This is a genomic window from Streptomyces sp. NPDC091387 (assembly GCF_044756945.1).
GTDB lineage: Bacteria > Actinomycetota > Actinomycetes > Streptomycetales > Streptomycetaceae > Streptomyces.
Genome location: NZ_JBIVTZ010000012.1, coordinates 11,954 through 31,922, shown reverse-complemented (window position 1 = coordinate 31,922; position 19,969 = coordinate 11,954). Strand labels below are relative to the sequence as shown.

General features: G+C 71.6%; 13 protein-coding genes. 6 read left to right on the top strand and 7 right to left on the bottom strand.

From position 1 onward, the window contains the following. Nucleotides 1-42: 42 nt before the first annotated feature. The 4 genes from ACIQM0_RS24685 to ACIQM0_RS24670 all read right to left on the bottom strand — a co-directional run bounded on the left by ACIQM0_RS24685 (nt 43) and on the right by ACIQM0_RS24670 (nt 6,303). Nucleotides 43-1,734, bottom strand: a complete 1,692-nt coding sequence (locus ACIQM0_RS24685) for an LCP family protein (protein WP_401290280.1) — start codon at nt 1,732-1,734, stop codon at nt 43-45. 48 nt (nt 1,735-1,782) lie between these two features. Then, the gene (locus tag ACIQM0_RS24680; RefSeq protein ID WP_401290278.1) at nt 1,783-3,567 is read right to left on the bottom strand and encodes an LCP family protein; all 1,785 of its coding nucleotides are present in this window, start codon (nt 3,565-3,567) and stop codon (nt 1,783-1,785) included. Nucleotides 3,568-3,791: 224 nt separating this feature from the next. After that, entirely contained in the window at nt 3,792-5,333 is a 1,542-nt protein-coding gene (locus tag ACIQM0_RS24675; protein ID WP_401290275.1) for an LCP family protein, read from the bottom strand. 220 nt (nt 5,334-5,553) lie between these two features. Continuing rightward, entirely contained in the window at nt 5,554-6,303 is a 750-nt protein-coding gene (locus ACIQM0_RS24670) for a TIGR03089 family protein (protein WP_401290273.1), read from the bottom strand. 138 nt (nt 6,304-6,441) lie between these two features. Here ACIQM0_RS24670 and ACIQM0_RS24665 point away from each other — a divergent pair, with 138 nt between their 5' ends. From ACIQM0_RS24665 to ACIQM0_RS24655, 3 genes are all read left to right on the top strand, one after another. Next, complete coding sequence (locus ACIQM0_RS24665) at nt 6,442-7,752, top strand: peptidoglycan recognition protein (RefSeq protein WP_401290270.1); 1,311 nt, start codon at nt 6,442-6,444, stop codon at nt 7,750-7,752. A gap of 136 nt (nt 7,753-7,888) precedes the next feature. Beyond that, nucleotides 7,889-8,980 (top strand): NDP-sugar synthase, encoded by a 1,092-nt coding sequence (locus tag ACIQM0_RS24660; RefSeq protein WP_363031040.1) that lies wholly within the window; start codon nt 7,889-7,891, stop codon nt 8,978-8,980. Nucleotides 8,981-9,093: 113 nt separating this feature from the next. Then, nucleotides 9,094-10,074 (top strand): DNA-3-methyladenine glycosylase family protein, encoded by a 981-nt coding sequence (locus tag ACIQM0_RS24655; protein WP_401290267.1) that lies wholly within the window; start codon nt 9,094-9,096, stop codon nt 10,072-10,074. A 133-nt stretch (nt 10,075-10,207) separates the two neighbouring features. Here ACIQM0_RS24655 and ACIQM0_RS24650 read toward each other — a convergent pair whose 3' ends face one another. The 3 genes from ACIQM0_RS24650 to ACIQM0_RS24640 all read right to left on the bottom strand — a co-directional run bounded on the left by ACIQM0_RS24650 (nt 10,208) and on the right by ACIQM0_RS24640 (nt 13,080). Further along, nucleotides 10,208-11,527, bottom strand: a complete 1,320-nt coding sequence (locus tag ACIQM0_RS24650) for a coenzyme F420-0:L-glutamate ligase (RefSeq protein ID WP_401290264.1) — start codon at nt 11,525-11,527, stop codon at nt 10,208-10,210. After that, a complete protein-coding gene (cofD, locus tag ACIQM0_RS24645) occupies nt 11,524-12,480 on the bottom strand; it encodes a 2-phospho-L-lactate transferase (RefSeq protein ID WP_401290262.1) in 957 nt (318 codons plus the stop codon). Before cofD ends, ACIQM0_RS24650 begins: the two co-directional genes overlap by 4 nt. 99 nt (nt 12,481-12,579) lie before the next feature. After that, nucleotides 12,580-13,080: a cysteine dioxygenase gene (locus tag ACIQM0_RS24640; protein WP_401290257.1), complete on the bottom strand. Its 501-nt coding sequence runs from the start codon at nt 13,078-13,080 to the stop codon at nt 12,580-12,582. Nucleotides 13,081-13,786: 706 nt separating this feature from the next. Between ACIQM0_RS24640 and ACIQM0_RS24635 the strand changes: the two genes are divergently transcribed. From ACIQM0_RS24635 to ACIQM0_RS24625, 3 genes are all read left to right on the top strand, one after another. After that, nucleotides 13,787-14,050, top strand: coding sequence for a WhiB family transcriptional regulator (locus ACIQM0_RS24635; RefSeq protein WP_024494319.1), 264 nt, complete (start codon nt 13,787-13,789; stop codon nt 14,048-14,050). A 323-nt stretch (nt 14,051-14,373) separates the two neighbouring features. Then, complete coding sequence (locus tag ACIQM0_RS24630; RefSeq protein WP_401290254.1) at nt 14,374-18,390, top strand: glycosyltransferase; 4,017 nt, start codon at nt 14,374-14,376, stop codon at nt 18,388-18,390. Then, a complete protein-coding gene (locus ACIQM0_RS24625) occupies nt 18,387-19,931 on the top strand; it encodes a DUF5719 family protein (protein ID WP_401290251.1) in 1,545 nt (514 codons plus the stop codon). Before ACIQM0_RS24630 ends, ACIQM0_RS24625 begins: the two co-directional genes overlap by 4 nt. The last annotated feature ends 38 nt before the right edge of the window (nt 19,932-19,969 follow it).

Sequence of the window (19,969 nt, the reverse complement as noted above, 5' to 3'; positions counted from 1 at the left end):
TGCGAACCGGGCATCCCCCTCTTCACGCGTTCAGGGACGCGGCTACATCTGGCGGTACGGCCAGTACACGTCCATGCAGCCCGCCTTGGCGCCGTTGACGGCCTCGGTGCCCTCCAGCGGGTCGCTGTCGTCCTTCGCGGCCTTCGGGAACGTGGTCCCCGTCCGCCAGTCCGAGCCGACCGTGAGCGTCAGCGTGTCCCCGTCCGGCGCCTCCTTGACGACGCTGGACGGCATCGACATCGCCTTGGCGATGGAGAGCGCGTCCGACCTGCCCTGGGCGCCGGAGCTCTTCGGATAGGTCAGCTCGGTCGTCAGCGCCGATCCGGGATCGGTCGAGGTGGCCGCCTCGGTGAAGCCCTTGGCCCGCAGCAGGTCCCGGACGCCACCGGCACGGTTGCCGGTGGGTGCCTGGCCGTCGGCCGCCGTCCCGTTGACGACGCTCACGCCGATCGACGCGGGAGCGCCGGCGGCCGGACCGGTCTCCTTCTTCTTGTTCTTGGCCCGGTCCTTCGGGTCGAGCGACTGGTCGTCGCGGATCAGCGCCCAGAGCTTGTCCGCGGCGCCCGGCTTCGGGAGTACGTGGTTCTCGTCCTGGTCGTCGGTGATCCTCGGCATGGTCAGCATGTTCATCTTTTCCATCGGCACGCCCTTGAGCTGCATGCCGAGGCCGAACAGCTTCTTCACCGTACCGATCTCCTCGGAGACCTGGAGCGACTTGGTCGCGGTCTCGGCGAGACTCGTCAGCCGTCCCGTGTCCGAGAACGCGTCCTGGTCCTTCAGCTCACGGATGACGGAGTTCATGTACATGTGCTGGGCCTTGGAGCGGCCGAAGTCGCTCTCGAAGGCGTGCCGGGTGCGCAGCCACTGGAGGGCCTGCTTCCCCTTGACCTTGTGCGTGCCGGCCGTCAGCCTCAGGCCGGAGCCACCGGGCACGTTGGGCTTGGGCACGTCGTTGACGTTCTGCTTCACACACACGTCCGCGCCGCCCACCGCGTCCGCCATGTCCACCACGCCCGCGAAGTCGACCATCATCCAGTGGTCGATGTAGACCCCGGTGAGCTTCTCCCAGGTGTCCAGCGTGCAGCCGGGGCCGCCGCGGCCGAGCGTCTCGTTGATGAGTGTGTTGGTGGCCGGGTACTTCCTGCCGTTGTCGGGGTCCTCGCAGGCCGGGATGTCCACCCGGGTGTCGCGCGGGATGCTGACGACCGAGGCGTTCTTCCGGTCGGCCGACACATGGAGCAGCATCTGCACATCGGCGAGCGGAGATGCGCCGACGCTCGACTTCGAGCCGCCGAGCTTGAGGTTCGCCTTGGTGTTGCGGCTGTCGGACCCGATCATCAGGATGTTCAGCGGGGTCTGGCCGGCGGCGTTCGGCGCGGTCTTCTTCGCCGCGTTGTTGCCCGCGCTGCGGTGACCCTTGCGGAGGTTGCCGTTGAGGTGCTCGTACCAGAGATAGCCGGCCGCGGCGGTGCCGAGTATCAGCACCGCGAGCGCGAGGGCCGTCCAGCGCAGTATTCGGCTCTTCTTCCCCTTCCCGCCCCGGCGGGGGCGGCCGCGCCGGCCGCCGCCGTGGCTCGCGCCGCGGCGGGCGGCGTCCCCGTCTCCGTCCCCGCTCCCGTCCGGCGCCTGGGCGCCGGCCTTGTCGTCCTCGTAGAGGCCGTCGTCCCAGCCGAGTTGACCGGCATGCCGGACCCGTGGTCGCGTTCCCTCCCCTGGCGTGCTGCTCCGTCCCACCGGACCCCCCTGCTGCTCAGACTCGCGGTACGGCGCAGTGACCGGGTGTCACTTGGCGCACTCTGCCTTGTCGGCACTGGCTTTCGGAATGTCGATCTTGGCCGGCCCGGTGATCGGGGTGCCCGCACCCTCGAAGTCCGCGCCGAGCGTCAGCACCATCGCCTGCAGGCCCTCGGCATCGGTGGTGCCCTTCTTGAGCGCCGATCCGGGGAGCCCCATCATCGCGGCGAGGGCACGGGCCTGGTCCGCCTGGTTCGGCGCGTACTCCAGCGTCGTCTTCGCGGTCTTCGCCGGGGCGTTGGCCTTGTTCGTGGACTTCAGGACGCCCTTGGTGTTCTGCAGCCAGGTGACGGTCTGCTGAGCCCCGCCGGCGATCTTGCCACCGTTGTAGACATCGACGCGGACGTCGGCGGCGGCGGCCTTGGTGCCCTTGAGGAGGGCGTCCTGCTTGCTCTTCGCGGCCTTCTTCTGCGCGGCCACCTCGGTCAGTGAGGTGTCCTTGCGCATCATCGAGAACAGCTGGGGCGCCTTCACCGGGTCCACGACCACCGTGATCGGCTTGGGCTCGGCCGGGTTGTCGATCACCGGGACCGTGACGAACGAGATGTTCTTCGTGTCGATCTTGGTGAGTTCCTTGGCGAGCGTGGTCAGCTTCGGCACCGAGCCGATGGCCTTGTCGACCGTCAGGGCCTTCGTCGCCGCGTCCGCCAGCTTGAACAGCTTCGACGGGCTGGTCAGTGTGTCGTCCGACTTCATCTGCCGGATCATCGAGCCGATGAACTGCTGCTGGACCTTGATCCGGTCCAGGTCGCTCCCGTTGGCGAAGCTGTGCCGGGTCCGTACGAACGCCAGCGCGTCCTCGCCCTCGATCGTGCTCTCGCCGGCCGGCAGGTCCAGGTGGGAGTCCGCGTCCTTGACGGGCTTCGCGAGGCAGACCTTCACGCCGCCGACCGCCGTGGACAGCTCCTTGACCGCGTTGAAGTCGACCATCATGAAGTGGTCGACCTTCAGGCCGGTGATCTCCTTGACGGTGTTCATCGTGCAGCCCGGGTCACGGCCCTCCTGGCCGAGGCTGACGTTGAACCGGATGTTCTGCGTGCCCGGAATGATCTTGTCGCTGCCGTCCGGCTGCCGCAGCGTGCAGTCCGGGATGTCGGTGATGAGGTCGCGGGGGATGCTCAGCGCCGTGGCGTTGGTGCGGTCCTTGGAGACGTGGAACAGGATGTTGGTATCGGCGTGGCCGGTACTGCCCTTGTCGCCGTAGCCCTCGTTGCCCTTGCCGGTGCGCTTGTCCGTACCGATGACCAATATGTTCAGGGGCGCGTTGGCCGTGGCCACGTCCTTGTTGCCGGCGTCGCCGATGTCCACGGTGTTCAGATTGCCGTTGAAGTGCTGGTACAGCAGGTAACCGCCGGCCGAGACACCGACGAGCAGGAACGCCATCACGCCGCCCGTCCAGATCAGCGCCTTCTTGCGGCGGGCCTTCGGGGCCTTGCGCTTGCGGCGGCCGGTGCTCTCGTTCGCGGACGGGGACGCGCCCGAACCCGGTCCCTCCTGGCCGCGGGCCGAACGGCGACCGCCCTGTCTGGGCACCTCACGGCTGGGGCCGGCACCACGTCCGGCACCGTCGCGCGGGGAGTTCCGCCGCCGGGCGCCGTCCTCCTGGACGGCGTCCCTGCGCCGGGAGCCACGCGGGGCCGAAGTGCTCGGGCCGCCGCCCGAATCCCCTCCGGATTGGTTCAGTCGCAGTTCGTAGTCGCCGGTGTCCGGGTTGAGGACCCATTGGTCTGCGGGATCGATATTTTCCGCCCGCCCACGGCCTTGTGCATCCACGGTTGCTTGAGTCCTCCGTCGGTGCCACGCGAGGCGCCTCCCCCGATAAGGCGCTCAATCTTTCACTCCGGAAGCGCTCGGCCCGAGGGCCGGAAGTAACCGGATCGCGTCACACTATCCGTCCGGTTCGGCGCCGAGCGATGAGCGTGACACATTCCACGGCCCTTACAACCGGGCATTCTTCCCATTGCACGCCGAACGTTGATGTCCGCTTGGTAATTGCTTTACTGCTTACACAGGTCGGTCGCCGCGTTGTTACCCGAATAGGTGGGTGTGGGGCTGGGGCCCGGAGCGCCTGTAGCACCCGATTCCCCGTCCGTTGCCCCGTCGCCGGACCGGCTGTCGCTGTCTTCATCCTGTGAATGTTCCGAAGCCTCCCCGTGTCCGGTGTCCTTGCCGTCGTCGCCGTTGAGCTGATCTGCCGGAACCACCGCGAGCGGCTTGTCGTCGCGCAGTTGTTTGAAGAGCTTGCCCGCATCGGGTTGTACGAGTTCGTCCCGGTTCCGGTTCGCGGCGTAAGGCTGCCGGGGGACGGTCAGGAACTGAACCTTGTCGGTCGGTACGTTGCGCATGCCGCGTACCAGCTCGTAGAGATCCTTCAGGGTGTCCAGCCCCGGGTCCGTGGTGAGCGCCTTCGTCGCCGCGTCCAGCACCGGGTAGAGCCGGGTCGGATTGAGCAGGACGCCGTTGCTCTGCACCTTGTTGACGAGCGCGCCCAGGAACTGCTGCTGGCGGTCCATCCGTTCGGTGTCGCTGCCGTCGCCGATCGACTTGCGGACCCGTACGTACCCCAGGGCCTGCTCGCCGTCGAGCTTCTGGCGGCCCGCCGGGAGCTTGAGGTGGGCCGCGGTGTCGTTGATCGGTTCCTTGAGGCAGATCTCCACGCCGTTCACCGCGTCGACCATGTCCTTGAAGCCGTTGAAGTCGACGACCATGTAGTGGTCGATGCGGATGCCGGTCATCTTCTCGACGGTACGGATGGTGCAGGCGGTTCCACCGAGCTCGAAAGCCCAGTTGAACTGGGAGAATTGCGGGTTGCTGGAAGTTTTGTCCGACTTGTGGCAGGTCGGGATGTCCGCCATCAGGTCGCGCGGGATGGACATCGCGGTGGCGCTTTTCCGGTTCGCGGCCAGGTGCAGCAGGATCGTGGTGTCCGAGCGCTGGCTGCCGCCGTCGTCGCGGCCGTACTTGCGGTTGTCCCCGGCCCGGCTGTCGGAGCCGATGAGGAGGATGTTCTCCGCGTCATGGACGACGGACGCGGGGCGCTCCTTCTCGTACGTCTTGAGTTCGGCGGCGGCGGAGGTGTCCGTCTTGATGTTGCCGTCGAGCTTCTTGTACAGCCACCAGCCGGCGCCCGCGGCGACGAGGACGACGAACGAGGCCCCGAGCGCGGTCCAACGCAGCCAGTGCCGCTTGCGCTTGACGGTGATGTCGAGGGTCGGACCCGGCCCCGGGCCCGGGGGCGGTGCCCCGCCGGAAGATCCGCTGCCGGCGCTGCTGCCGGACCCGTTGCCGGACCCGGCTCCCGAGCCGCTGCGCGTCTCGCCGCCGGGGGCGCTCCCGGGAGCGCTCGCAGGGGTGTCCTCCGGGGCGTCCTTCGAGGCGATTTCCGGGGTGTCCTTCGGGGTGTCCACCGAGGCGGTTTCCGGCGCGGGCTTCTCGCCGCGCTCCGCACCGGGCGACCCGTCCGGCGTCTGGTCCTCGCCCGCGGCCGAGTCGTCGGGGTCGGCCGGAGTGCCGGCACTTTCGGTCACGTCTGCGTCCATCCTTCACGTTCGGCGGCGCGATGGGCCGCCGGTTGCAGAAGTAGACGGCTGAACCTCACGCTTGGTTGTGCCTTGAGTGGTCTGTACCGCAGATCATGTACCGGAGTTGACGCATCGCCCGGAGGGCTCGGCCCACGATGGGCCGGACGGGTGGTCCACGGACCGCTTGTCGTACCGCGGCGCCCCGCTGTCACGCGGAGCGCCGCCGCGCGGGCCCCTGTCACACGGTCAGAGTGACCCGCTCGCTCTCGACGCGCTGCGCCAGCCCGTCCTCGCCCAGCTCCCCGAGGTGCCGGCACAGGACCACCGAACCCCCGGTCGCCAGCGGCGCGAAGAGCCCGGCGCTGAGGCCGTCCCAGGTGTCGTACGTACGCCCCGAGAGCAGCCGCGATCCGGCGCCCAGGCCCAGCGCGGCGCCGTCCTCGCGGGCCCGCGCGACCAGCTGCGCCGAGCTGAGGGCGACATCGCCCACGGTCAGCGCCGGGGCGTCCGGGTCCACCGGGGCGAACGGCGCGAACCGGTCGCCCTGGCCCGGCACCTCCACCGCGTAGTCCGCGAAGCCCTCGGGCGGCTGCGGGAACCGGCCGCCCATCGGGCGCAGCGCCAGCGCCATCCGCTCACCGCGGCAGGCCCGCGCGGCCTCCAGCGTGTCCGGTCCGGTGACGACGAGGTCGGCGGACGCCGGGTCGCCCTGCACCTCGGCGACGACGCCGACCGAGGAGCAGGCGAGCAGCCAGACCGCGGACTGCCAGTGCGCGGGGAGCAGCAGCGCGATCCGGTCACCGGGCTCGACGGCGAGATCGCCCTGGAGCAGGTTGGCGGTCTTGGCCACCCAATTGGCGAAGGTGGCCACCGACAGTTCGACGCGTTCTCCGGTGGCGTCGTCGTAGAAAGTGACCATGGGGCGGGCCGGGTCCGCGGCGAGCGCGGAACGCAGCAGGTCGGCAGGGGTGCGGTCGCTGGCGTTCATCCGCGCAAGAGTACGTGGCGGTGGCGGGACCGGGCGGGTACCGCGGGTGCCTCGTACACCGGTTCGGCAGACGGGCCGTCACATGCCCGAAGAAACACCGGTCGCCGGAGTTGTCGGTTTATGTGAAGGATCATCTGTATGCGTGCCTTCATTGCATCCGCCATTGGTGTCACCTCCGCGGCAGCCCTCCTGCTGCCGCTCGCCGCGCCCGCGGGCGCCGCCCCCGACACCCCCGCCCACTCGACTGCCACGGGCTCCGTGCCCGCCGAGGCGTCCGAACCCGCCGCGCTGCCGGGTTCGACGCAGTCGCTGGCCCTGTCCCCCCTGTCCACCGCCTCCGCGCGGGCCACCGGTGAACCCGCCGCCGGACAAGGGCTGAGCGAGCGCGACGTCCACGCGTTCTCCATGGTCGGCGTCGTCTGGGACGACGTGAACGCCGAACTCCACGGCACCGCCCAGGTCCGCACCCGCTCCACCGGCACCGGCCGCTGGTCCGGCTGGCAGGACCTGGAGACGCACAACGCCGAGCACTCCGCCGACCCCGGCACCCCCGAACGCGAGTCGGGCGCCGTCCGCGGCTCCACCGCCCCGCTCTGGGTCGGCGCCTCCGACGGGGTCGAGGTCCGGGTGAACCCCGAGACCTCCGGCACCCGGGACGCCTCCGTACCGCTGCCCGCCGGGCTGCACCTCGAACTCGTCGACCCCGGCAAGGACCCGCAGGAGCTCCCCGCCACCGGCGCGGCCGGCGCCGGCCGCGCCGCACCGCAGGGCGCCACTGCGCTCCCCGCCCTGAGCAGGTCCGCGACCGACGCGGCCGCCGGCTACGCGCCGGGCGCCAAGCCGTACATCGGACCCCGGCCGCGCATCATCACCCGCAAGGGCTGGGGCGCCGACGAGAAGATCCGCGAACGCGCCTTCGCCTACACCAAGACCGTCAAGGCGGCCTTCGTCCACCACAGCGCCACCGGCAACAACTACAGCTGCTCCCAGTCGGCCTCGGTGCTGCGCGGCATCTACCGGTACCACGTCAAGAGCAACGGCTGGCGCGACATCGGCTACAACTTCGCCGTCGACAAGTGCGGAAACATCTACGAGGGCCGGGCCGGCGGCGTGACGAAGGCCGTCATGGGCGCGCACACCCTCGGCTTCAACACCAACACCATGGGCGTCGTGGTGCTCGGGACCTACAGCAGCTCCAACCCGCCCTCCGCGGCGGTCAACGCCGTCGCGAAGCTCACCGCCTGGAAGCTCGGCCTCTTCAAGGCCAACCCGAAGGGCAAGGTCACCCTGGTCTCCGGCGGGAGCAACAAGTACAAGAAGGGCAGGCAGGTCAAACTCAACGTCATTTCCGGCCACCGGGACGGTTTCGCAACCGAATGCCCCGGAGCACGTCTCTACAAGAAGCTCGGCACGGCCCGGACCAGTTCGGCCAAACTCCAGGGCCGCTGACACGGAAGGAACCGAAAAGGGCGCAGAGGGCGCCCGGGGCCTGCTGCGGGCCGCTGACCGAGGAGACCCCCTCCGGTCTGCATACACTGGCCAGCCGTAACCAGGCCCGGCCCCAGCAGGAAGCAGAGACAGTGCTGTGACAGAGGCAAAAGAAGCGATTCTCCTGGTCGGCGGCAAGGGAACCCGGTTGCGCCCGCTCACGGTGCACACCCCGAAACCCATGGTTCCGGCAGCAGGCGTCCCCTTCCTCACGCACCAGCTGGCGCGTGCACGGGCCGCCGGGGTCGAGCACATCGTCCTCGCGACGTCGTACCTGGCGGAGGTCTTCGAGCCGCACTTCGGTGACGGCTCGGAACTCGGCCTCCACATCGAGTACGTCACCGAACGCGAACCGCTCGGCACCGGCGGCGCCATCCGCAACGTCGCGGAACGGCTCCGCTCCGGCCCGGACGAACCGGTCCTCATCTTCAACGGGGACATCCTCACCGGCCTCGACATCCGGGCGCTGGTCACCTCGCACGCGGACTCCGGAGCCGACGTCTCGCTCCACCTCACCCGGGTCGACGACCCGCGCGCCTTCGGCCTCGTACCGACGGACGACACCGGCCGGGTCACCGCGTTCCTGGAGAAGCCGCAGACCCCGGAGGAGATCGTCACCGACCAGGTGAACGCGGGGGCGTACATCTTCCGCCGCTCGGTCATCGACACCATTCCGGCCGGCCGCCCGGTCTCCGTGGAGCGCGAGACCTTCCCCGGACTGCTCGCCTCCGGCGCACACCTCCAGGGCATGGTCGACTCCACGTACTGGCTGGATCTGGGCACCCCGCAGGCCTTCATACGCGGCTCCGCCGACCTGGTGCTGGGCCGCGCACCCTCCCCGGCCGTCCCCGGCCGGTGCGGCGACCGGCTCGTGCTGCCGACGGCCTCCGTCGCCCCCGACGCCAAACTCACCGGCGGTACGGTCATCGGCGCCGACGCGGTCATCGGCGCGGGCGCCAGGATCGAGGGCTCCACCGTGCTGGCGGGCGCGATCGTCGAACCCGGAGCCGTGATCACGGACTCCCTGGTCGGAGCCGGTGCCAGGATCGGCAGCCGTACGGTGCTGGCCGGCGCGGTCATCGGCGACGGGGCCAAGGTCGGCGCCGACAACGAACTGCGCGACGGCATCCGGATCTGGTGCGGCGCACACCTGCCCGCCGCGTCGGTGCGCTTCTCCTCGGACGAATGACCGGACGAATGACCGGACGAATGACCGGGGCGAGCCGCTCCTCACGGACGTCCCCGCTGGCCGGAAACAGCCGTACCCTCGACAGGCACCCCCGACTACCGAGGACCTCACCCGTGGCAGGACGATTCGCTCCCCGCAGCGCCCCGCACGCGGCTGTCCCGCGCCAGGTGACGACGCCCGAACCGACGGCGCTGACCCGCGACTGGACCCCGCCGGGCCCGTTCGACCTGCGGCTCGTCCTCGGCCCGCTGCGCCGGGGCCCCGCCGACCCCACCTTCCGGATGTCCGCGGACGGCTCCGTCCGCCGGGCCAGCCGCACCCCCGCCGGTCCCGGCACGCTCCACGTCGTCGCCCGCGAGGGCCGGATCGAGGCGGCCGCCTGGGGGCCCGGCGCGTCCTGGCTGCTGGACCAGCTGCCGACGCTGCTGGGCGCGTCCGACGAACCGGAGGCCTTCACCCCGCGCCACCGGCTGCTCGCGGTGACCCACCACCGGCGGCCGGGCCTGCGGCTGCTGCGCACCGGCCTGGTGATGGAGTCCCTGATCCCGTCGGTCCTGGAACAGAAGGTCACCACGGACGAGGCCTACCGCGCCTGGCGCCTCCTGGTCCGCAAGTACGGGGAGCCGGCGCCGGGCCCGCAGGAGTACGGCCTGTACGTCATGCCGGACGCCCGCACCTGGTCGCTGATCCCGTCCTGGGAGTGGCACCGCGCGGGCGTCGACAGCAAGCGCTCGGCGACGATCCTGCGCGCGGTCCGGGTGGCCCGCCGCATGGAGGAGGCCGCCGCCATGGAGCTGGCCGAGGCGATGGCCCGGCTCCAGGCGATCCCGGGCATCGGCCCCTGGACCGCCGCAGAGACCCTGCAACGGGCGAACGGCGCCCCGGACGCGGTGACGGTCGGCGACCTCCACCTGCCCGGCATCGTCGGCCACGCGCTGGCCGGCAACCGCAACGCCGACGACGAGGAGATGCTGGCCCTCCTGTCCCCCTACGAGGGCCAACGCCACCGGGCCACCCGCCTGATCATGCTCTCCGGCAACACCCCGCCCCGCCATGCCCCCCGGATGACCCGGGGCGACATCGCCAAGCTGTAGAACACGGGCCCGGCCACATCAAGCCTGTCAGCCCGGCACGTTCCACCGGACCCGGCCACATCAAGCCTGTCCGGCGATTGAGGACCGGGGGCCGGGGCAGAGCCCCGAAAACCGCCCCCGCCCCCGCACCACCTCACCGCACCGCGACGAACGACTCCGCATCACGAGCCCCCCGCGCCGGAGGCGACACCGCGGCCCGCCCCACCGCCACCGCCCCCAACGGATCCCACGACGCCGGCAGCGACAGCACCTCCCGCACGACATCGCGGCAGAACATCGTCGAGGACACCCACGCGGAGCCCAGCCGCTCACCGGCCAGCGCGACCAGGAAGTTCTGGATCCCGGCGCCCGCGGCGACCACGAACATCTCGCGCTCCGCGGTGTCCCGCCGCTCGTCCCCGTACGTGTGGGAGCCGTCCATCACCAGACACGGCACCACCAGATACGGCGCCCGGCGCAGCACGTCGCCCCGCCGCACCCGCTTGGCGACCGACTCCTCGCTCTTCCCGTCCCGCCGCAGATCCGCGATCCACGCGTCCCGCATCGCGTCCAGCAGCCGGGTCCGCGCGTCCTCGGACTCCAGCAGCACGAACCGCCACGGCGTCGTGTGATGCGGCGCGGGCGCCGTCACCGCCGCGGCCACGGCCCGCCGCACCGCACCCGGGTCCACCGGGTCGTCGGTGAACTCACGCACCGTGCGCCGCTGGGTCACCGCCTCCCGCACCGCCTCGGACGTCCCCAGCCGGAACATGTCGTCGGCCGCGCCCCGCACCATCGCCCGCGCGCCCCCGGCCCCGGCCGGGTCCACGACGTGGCCGAGCCCGCGCACCACCGCCACCGGCAGCCCGTTGGCCTTTCCCTTGACCAGATCCCCGGCAGCGGCCAGCTCGTCGGCGGTGGCGACGACGGTCGCGCTCAGCGGATTGCCGTACGCGTCGGTCCCGCCCCGCAGGTCGTCCAGCACCCGCACCCCGGACGCCCCGATCGCGACATCGGTCAGCCCGCTGCGCCACGGGCGCCCGAAGGTGTCCGTGACGATGACGCCGACGTCGACGCCGAGCGTGTCCCGCAGCCCCTCCCGGATCGTCCGCGCCGACGCGTCGGCGTCCTCGGGCAGCAGCAGGACCGTTCCGGCGGGGGTGTTGGAGGCGTCGACCCCGGCCGCGGCCATGACCAGGCCCTGCCGGTTCTCGACGATCCGCAGCGTGCCGCGCCGCGCCACCACCCGTACCGTCTCCGCGTCGATCGCCGCCTCCCGGTCGGTGGCCTCGACGATCCGGCCCTCCGCCTTGGAGACGATCTTCGAGGTGACGAGGAGGACGTCACCGTCGGCGAGACCGGGCCCGGTGGCGGCGATCAGCTTCGCGAGATCGTCCCCGGGCCTCACCTCGGGCATCCCGGGCAGCGCCCACACCCGGTAGGAGGGTGCGGCGTCCGGGACGGCGGTGCTCATGCGCGTACCTCTTCCGCGAGAACCAGTGCCTGCCGCGCCATCTCGGCCGTGGCGGCGACGTCGGTCATCATCAGCGGTACGGAGCGGCAGCGGATGCCCGCGGACTCCACCTCGGCCACAGCGCCCGCGTCCACGGTGTCGACGAGCCAGCCGTCGAGCAGCCCGGAGCCGTAGTGCTGGGCGACCGCCGCGGCCGTCGAGTCGACGCCCACCGCGGCGAGCACCTTGTCAGCCATCCCGCGCACCGGTGCGTCACCGACGATGGGGGAGAGGCCGACGACCGGCACCCCGGCCTCGGCGATGGCTTCCCGGATCCCGGGCACGGCGAGGATGGTCCCGATGGACACGACGGGGTTCGACGGCGGGAAGAGGATGACGTCGGCCGAGGCGATCGCCTCCAGGACGCCCGGCGCCGGCTTGGACTGCTCGGCGCCGACGGGCACGATCGCCCGCGCCGGCACGGAGGCGCGCAGCTTCACCCAGTACTCCTGGAAGTGGATCGCTCTGCTCTCGCCGTCGACATCGACCGCCACATGCGTCTCGATCCGGTCGTCGGACATCGGCAGCAGCCGGACCCCCGGCTTCCAGCGCGCACAGAGCGCCTCCGTGACGGCGCTCAGCGGATAGCCCGCGCCGAGCATCTGCGTACGGACGATATGGGTCGCGAAGTCACGGTCGCCGAGCCCGAACCACTCGGGCCCCACTCCGTAGGCCGCGAGTTCCTCCTTGACGTGGAAGCTCTCGTCGGTCCGCCCCCAGCCCTGGTCCTCGTTGATGCCACCGCCGAGGGTGTACATCACGGTGTCGAGGTCGGGGCAGACCTTGAGCCCGAACAGATGGATGTCGTCACCGGTGTTGCCGATCACCGTGATGTCCGCGTCGGGCGAGGCCTCCTTGAGGCCACGCAGGAAACGAGCACCACCGATACCGCCGGCCAGAACCACAATGCGCATGAGAAACAGTCTGTCAGGCGATGCCCGGTCGTTGTCGGGGTGGTGGCGGGCAGCCGGGTGGGATCGGCAGGTGGGGGCGCGCTGCCCGGTGGCGGGCCGTCAGACGGTGGCGGTCGCCGCGGCGTGCTGGGTGGAGTGCATCGGCATGTCGGTCAGGCCCGGGTAGTAGACGTGCATGCTGACGGCCGGTTCGAGGGAGTCGTTGATCACTTCGTGGACGTAGCCGGGAGCGAAGACGCGCTGGGAGCCGGAACCCAGCGTCCGCTTCCCGCGGTCCGTACGCTCCGTCAGTTCGCCTTCCAGCACGGTCAGTACGCCGGAGGAGAGGCCGTGGTCGTGCAGACCGCTGCCCTGGCCCGGGATCCAGCTGAGCAGCCAGACCTCGTAGCCGAGAGCCTGGGGATGGCCGAGCAGCCGGTGGTACCAGCGGGTGGTGGCGTCGTACTGGACGAGCGGGGCCCACCGGGAGCGGTCACCGGCGATGGAGCGGGCGAGCCCGACGAACTCCGCCACCGTGGCGGGGTGCTCACGGGCGGGGCGCAGGAGGTGCTGGACCTCAAGGAGGTCGCCGGCGATCTGGAGGTCGCTGTCGCTGTTCATGGGTGCGGTGGTTCCTCGGCAGGAGTGCACGCGAGTGCGGGTGCGGATGCAGGGGTGTCGCGAGGACCGCGGAACCGGGTGGCCAGGGGCCGCGAGGGCCGCAGGGAAGGGTCCGGGGGTCCGGGACGAGCTGTGTCGGGCTGGAGCGCGGGGGCTTCAACAGCCGAGACAGCTGGAACAGCAACAGCGAGCCTGGACAGCGCTACGGAACCCACGGATGTGGGTGACGCGCATCGCTGAGGTCACTGGCATGGCATCAAGGAGAACCGGAGAACCTTCGACTGTCAACCCAATGACCGATTTGGGGCTAATGTTTCACCTCTTCCGGTTACTCCAAGCGGAGAAAGGTTTGTGCAGCACCCGCGGCGGAGATGTGGCGCAGCAGACGTACGCGCAAACGTGGCCGCGGCGCCGTGACCCGACTGTGATCCTGATCGCTTCGGTGATCGAATCGCAACGTGTCCGCCCTCCGAGGAGTTCCTCTCTGTGGCGGGTGTGTGCGGAATGAAGCCCATGGCATATGTCAGGTTTTTGGTGATTTGAACACTTTCCGCATACGCTTGGTGCCGCAGAGTGAATACCGGGCCCAATAGCAGATCTGCGCTTGACTGGCACGAAGCTACACACTTGTAATTTCACTCGTGTCGTTCGGCCGATTCGATAACGGCCGCATCACGGGGACGCAAGAGACAGACGAGGGGCGCACATGACCGAGCTGTTCCAGCAACTGCTGGTCGAGGACGCGGACGAGGAACTCGGCTGGCAGGAGCGCGCACTGTGCGCCCAGACCGATCCCGAGTCCTTTTTTCCTGAGAAGGGCGGATCCACCCGCGAGGCCAAGAAGGTCTGCCTCGCCTGTGAGGTCCGGTCCGAATGCCTTGAGTACGCCCTTTCCAAAGACGAGCGATTCGGCATCTGGGGCGGTCTCTCCGAGCGCGAGCGACGCCGTCTGAAGAAGGCCGCGATCTGACCCACCCCGGCCGGTTCACCCACCCCGGCCCCGGTCACCCATGGCCCGCCGCCTGCACCCTGCCCGCAGGCGGCGGGCCATTGCCGTGCCCGCCCGCCCGCGCGCCGCCACCGCCGCCCCGGGCCCCGGCTCCGTCCGGTCCGCCGTCCTCCGCCGCTGTGCCGTCGCCCTCGCGCAACCGCTCCGCGCCACCCCGGTTATCCGTACCGTTAGTGTGGGGCCCCGTCCGAGACGCGCCAACGACCTGACAGGGCGCGCGTGTACACCGATGCAGCCCCCGGGGGTATTTTCCCCCCGGACCCGGCCGGAGGGCCCGTACCTCGATGTCCGTGCACAGCCATTCGACGGCGCCGTACGCGGCTGCCGCCGCCCCAGAGTTCCCCCGGCATGTCGTCACCGCCGTGCTCGTCTCCCACGACGGCGCACGCTGGCTGCCCGACGCGCTCGCCGGGCTGCTCGGGCAGGAACGCCCCGTGCAGAGCGTCGTCGCCGCCGACACCGGCAGCGCCGACGACTCCGCGCGGCTGGTCACCGAGGCGCTCGGCGCCGACCGCGTCCTGCACCTCGCGCGACGTACGGGCTTCGGCACCGCCGTCGACGAGGCGAGCCGCACCGCCGGCGTCCTCACCCCGGACGACCTGCCCTACCTGAAGCGCCCCAGCGGCTGGGACCCGGTCACCAGAACCTGGCGGGACGACGCCTACGACCTGCCCGAACTGCCGCACGGCGAACCGGTGCAGTGGCTCTGGCTGCTCCACGACGACTGCGCGCCCGAGCCCGACGCACTCGCCGAGATGCTCCGCGTCGTCGACAACGACCCGCACGCCGCGATCGTCGGCCCCAAGCTCCGCGGCTGGTACGACCGCAAGCAGCTCCTCGAAGTCGGGGTCTCCATCGCCAACAGCGGGCGACGCTGGACCGGACTCGACCGGCGCGAGCAGGACCAGGGCCAGCACGACCAGGTCCGTACCGTCCTGTCCGTCTCCACCGCGGGCATGCTGATCCGCCGTGATGTGTGGGAGGAGCTCGGCGGGTTCGACCGCAGGCTCCCCCTGATGCGCGACGACGTCGATCTGTGCTGGCGCGCCCACATGGCCGGGCACCGGGTGCTGATCGCCCCCGACGCCGTCCTGCGGCACGCGGAGGCGTCCGCCCGCGAACGCCGTCCCATCGACTGCGCCGGGCGGTCCGTATCCAGCCCGCACCGCGTCGACAAGGCCGGCGCCGTCTACACGATGCTCGTCAACGCCCGCGGCAAGCTGCTGCTCTGGGCGCTGCTCCGGCTGGTGCTCGGCACCCTGCTGCGCACGCTCGCCTACCTCGTCGGCAAGGTCCCCGGCCAGGCGGTCGACGAGGTCACCGGACTCCTCGGCACCCTGCTGCGGCCCGGAAGGATCCTCGCGGGCCGCCGCCAACGCGGCAAGGGCGTCATCGACCCGGCCGAGCTGCGCGGGCTCTTCCCGGCGCCCGGCGCCACCGTCCGCGCCACCGTGGAACAGGTCGCGGGGAACTTCGGCGGCTCCACGGAGGCCGAGTCCGGCGGCTCGCGGCACGGCGCCGTCGAGTCCGGACCGGGCGGCGACGACGCCGACTTCCTGGAGGTCGACCAGTTCGCCAAGTTGAAGCGGGTCGGGCGCAAGCCGGGACCGGTGCTCTTCGCCGTCCTGCTCCTGGTCTCGCTCGTCGCCTGCCGCAGCCTCATCGGCGGCGGCGCGCTGGCCGGCGGCGCCCTGCTGCCCGCACCCGGCGACGTCTCCGACCTGTGGGGCCGGTACGCGGACGGCTGGCACACCGTGGGCACCGGCGGCACCCAGACCGCACCGCCCTACCTGGGCATGATCTCCGCGCTCTCCGCGCTGTTCCTCGGCTCCACCGGATTCGCGCTCACCCTGCTGCTGGTCTGCTCGGTCCCGCTCGCCGGACTCACCGCGTACTTCGTCTCCCGCCCGCTGATCCCCTCGCGGCTGCTGCGGGCCTGGGCGAGCGTCGCGTACGCCTTCCTGCCCGCCGCGACCGGCGCCCTGGCGACCGGCCGCCTCGGCACCGCCGTCCTGCTCGTCCTGCTGCCCCTGATCGCCCGCGCGGCCGTCTCCGCACACGGGATGCGCGGCAGCGGTGACAGCCGCGGCAGCTGGCGCGCCACCTGGGCGTACACCCTGCTCCTCACCCTCACGACGGCGTTCACCCCCATCGTGTGGCCGCTCGCCGCGGTGCTCGGCGTCGGCGTGCTGGTGCTGCGCCGCAACGACATCACGGCCTACGGACTCCGCTTCCTCGCCGCCGTCGGCACCCCGCTGCTCGTCCTGGCGCCCTGGTCGTTCTCCCTCCTGACCGACCCCTCGTCCTTCCTGAAGGAAGCGGGCCTGGAGACCGGTACGGGATCGGCCTCCGCCCTCGACCTGCTCGGGATCAGCCCCGGCGGGCCCAAGGCGGCGGGCGGCGTCCTGCTGCTCGGCATCGTGCTCGCGGCGCTGGCCGCACTGCCGCGCGGGGAGCGGCAGTTCGCGGTCCGGACCGCCTGGGCCGTCGCCCTGGTGGGCCTGGCCTTCGCCGGGCTCGCCAACGGCTCGGGCTGGGCGGGACCGGCCACCCTCGTCTACGGCGCGGCGCTCATCGCCGCCGCGCTGGTCGGCGCCGACGGCGCCCGGGTCCGCGTCGCGGAGCTCAGCTTCGGCTGGCGCCAGCCGGTCGCCGTCCTGATCGCGCTCGCCGCCGGGATCGCTCCCGTGCTGGCCGCCGCGGGCTGGATGATCGGTGGCGCGGCCGGCCCCCTGGAGCGGCGCGACCCGGTGCAGGTGCCCGCGTTCGTCGCGGAGGAGAGCAGCACCCGCGACCAGCCGCGCACCCTGGTCCTCGGCGGCACGTCGCCCTCCTCCGTCGCGTACACCCTGGTCCGCGGCTCCGGCGCCCGCCTCGGCGACGCCGAACTGGCCGCGGCCGGCGGCGGCAACAGCCACCTCGACAAGGTCGTCGCCAACCTGGTCGCGGGCTCCGGTGCCGACCAGGGCAGCCAGCTCAGCGGCTTCGCGATCCGCTACGTCCTCGTACGGGACGGGGCGCCGAAGCAGATGAGCCGGGTGCTCGACGCGACGCCCGGCCTCAGCCGGCTCAGCCAGCTCGACGGCAGCGCGCTCTGGCGGGTCGACCGCCAGGTCGCCCGGATCATGGTCGTCCCGTCCGACGCCGGTGACGAGCCGCTCCCGGTCGGCTCCCTCCAGGTCGAGGCGCACACCAAGATCCCGCCGGGTGGCGCGGGCCGGGTGCTGCGGATCGCCGACGCGGCCGACCCCGGCTGGCAGGCCACGCTCGACGGGCGGGCGCTGACCCGCAAGACCGTCGACGGCTGGGCGCAGGGCTTCGAACTCCCCACCGAGGGCGGTTCGCTGGACCTCACGTACGAGACGTCCTTCACGCACTCCGCGTGGATCTGGGCCCAGGCCGCGTTCGTCGTGGTCCTGCTGGTCCTGGCCCTTCCGGGCCGCCGCCGGGAGATCGACGACGACCTGCCGGAGGAGACCGAGCCGGTCCCCGCAGAGCCGGTCGCGGGCGAGGGACGCCGGGCGCGCAGGCTGCGCGCGGCCGCCCAGATGGAAGGCGAGGAGGACGGCGAGGACGCCGACACGGGCGAGGAGCGGGCGGAGTACGCCCCGGCCCACCAGCCGGCCGAACCGACGGAACAGCAGGCCACCGACGACCAGGACGCCTTCGTCCCGCAACAGGCCCAGGGCGACACCGGCCAGTACGCGGCGGTGCCGCAGCAGGCCGAGGGTGACACGGGGCAGTACGCCGCGGTGCCGCAGCAGGCCGAGGGTGACACCGGCCAGTACGCGGCTGTGCCCCAGCAGCAGTACGGGGAGTGGGACGCCCAGCAGTACCAGGGCGCCGACTACCCGCAGTATCAGGAGGGCCAGTACCAGGAGGGTCAGTACCAGGGCGGCCAGTACGGGGACGGGCAGCAGCAGAACCCCGCCGCCGGGTACGACCAGTACGGCTATCCGCAGCAGCAGGACGGCTACACCGCGTACGGCCAGGGCCAGTACACCAACGCCCCGTACGACGCGGCGAACCCGCAGTACGACGCCCAGGCCCCGTACGGGACGGGCGACCAGTACGGCGCGGGGGAGCAGTACGGCAACGCCCCGTACGACGCGAACGGGCAGTACGACCCCAACGCCCAGTACGGTGTCGGCCAGTACGGCGACCAGCGGCCGTACGACCCGCAGAACCCCGACCCCGCCAACACCCCGGCCAACACCCCCGACGAGAATCCCGACGAGAACCCCGCCCCGGGCCAGAACCCGTGGCCGACCGGTAACGCATCGCGAGGCGAGTCCGAGTGAAGTCCACCAGCCTGTCCCTCATCGCGGGGGCCGTGGCCCTCGCCGCCGTCACCGGATTCGCCGCGCTCACCGTGCCGGGGGACGGAGGTGCGACGGTGGCCGGGGCGGCGTCCCGGCTGCCCGTGGAGCGGTCCAGCCTGCTCTGCCCGGCGCCCGGCCTCTCGGATCTCGCGGAGACGACGTACACGTCCTTCACCCCCGTCGCGAAGAGCGGCGACGAGGCGGGCACGGCCGAACTGAAGTCACCCACGGCCGCCAAGAAGGACGACAAGGAGAAGACCACCAAGGACAAGCCCGCGAAGGACAAGGACAAGAGCCAGGACAAGGCGGCCGACACGGACAAGCCCGTCGTCGCTCTCAAGGAGCCGGGCAAGCCGGCCACCGCCGACGTGTCCGGTTCCGACGCCCCCGCCCTCGTCGGCACCGCCACCGGCCGCCTGGCCCCCGGCTGGACCGCCCAGCAGACCACCACCGTCGAGGCGGGCGACTCCCGGGGCCTGCTCGGCGTCAGCTGCACGGCACCCGACACCGACTTCTGGTTCCCGGCCGCGAGCACCGCGAAGACCCGCGAGGACTACGTCAACCTCACCAACCCGGACGACACCGCCGCGGTCGCCGACATCGAGCTGTACGGTCCGGACGGCACACTCAAGTCCGATGTGGGCGAGGGCATCACGGTCCCCGCCGGATCCGGCGTCCGGGTCCTGATCTCGACCCTCACCAGCAAGGCGGCCGACGATGTGACCGTCCACGTCACCACCCGCACCGGACGGGTCGGCGCGGTCGTCAGGACCGCGGACAGCAAGACCGGCAGCGACTGGCTCGCCGCCTCCGCCGCCCCGGCGGGCACCCTGGTGCTGCCGGGCATCCCGGCGGACGCGACCTCGGTCCGGCTGGTGGCCTTCGCCCCCGGCGAGGACGACGCGGACCTGAACGTGAAGCTGCTCGGCAAGACGGGCGCGTTCGCCCCGGTCGGGAACGAGGACCTTCACGTCAAGTCCCGGATGACGGCCGGTGTCGACCTGAAGAACATCACCCGGGGCGAGGCGGGCTCCTTGCTGCTGACCCCCGCCCAGAAGGACAGGGCCACCCCGGTGGTGGCCGCGCTGCGCGTGGTCCGGGGCAAGGGCGACAAGCAGGAGGTCGGGTACATCCCGGCGACCGGCCCGGTGGGCGCGCAGGCGACCGCGGCCGACAACCGGGCGAAGGGCTCGGTCCTCTCGCTCACCGCCCCGGGCGCCGCCGGCACCGTGAAGGTCACGGCGTCCGCGGGCAGCAAGGGCGGCACCCCGGTCAGCAAGACGTACAAGGTCGCCGCGGGCACGACGGTCGCGGTCACCCCGCCGGTCCCGACGGGCCTCAAGGGCACGTACGCGCTGACGGTCGAGACACAGCCGGGCGGCGGCCCGGTCCACGCCGCCCGCACGCTCACGCTGCCGCAGGACGGCATCCCGATGTTCACGGTGCAGACGCTGCCGGACGACGGCGGAACGGTCGAGGTACCGACGGCCGAACAGGACCTGTCGGTCCTGGACGACTGATCACCCGGGCAAGGGACGGGGGCGGGGCGGGGCATGAA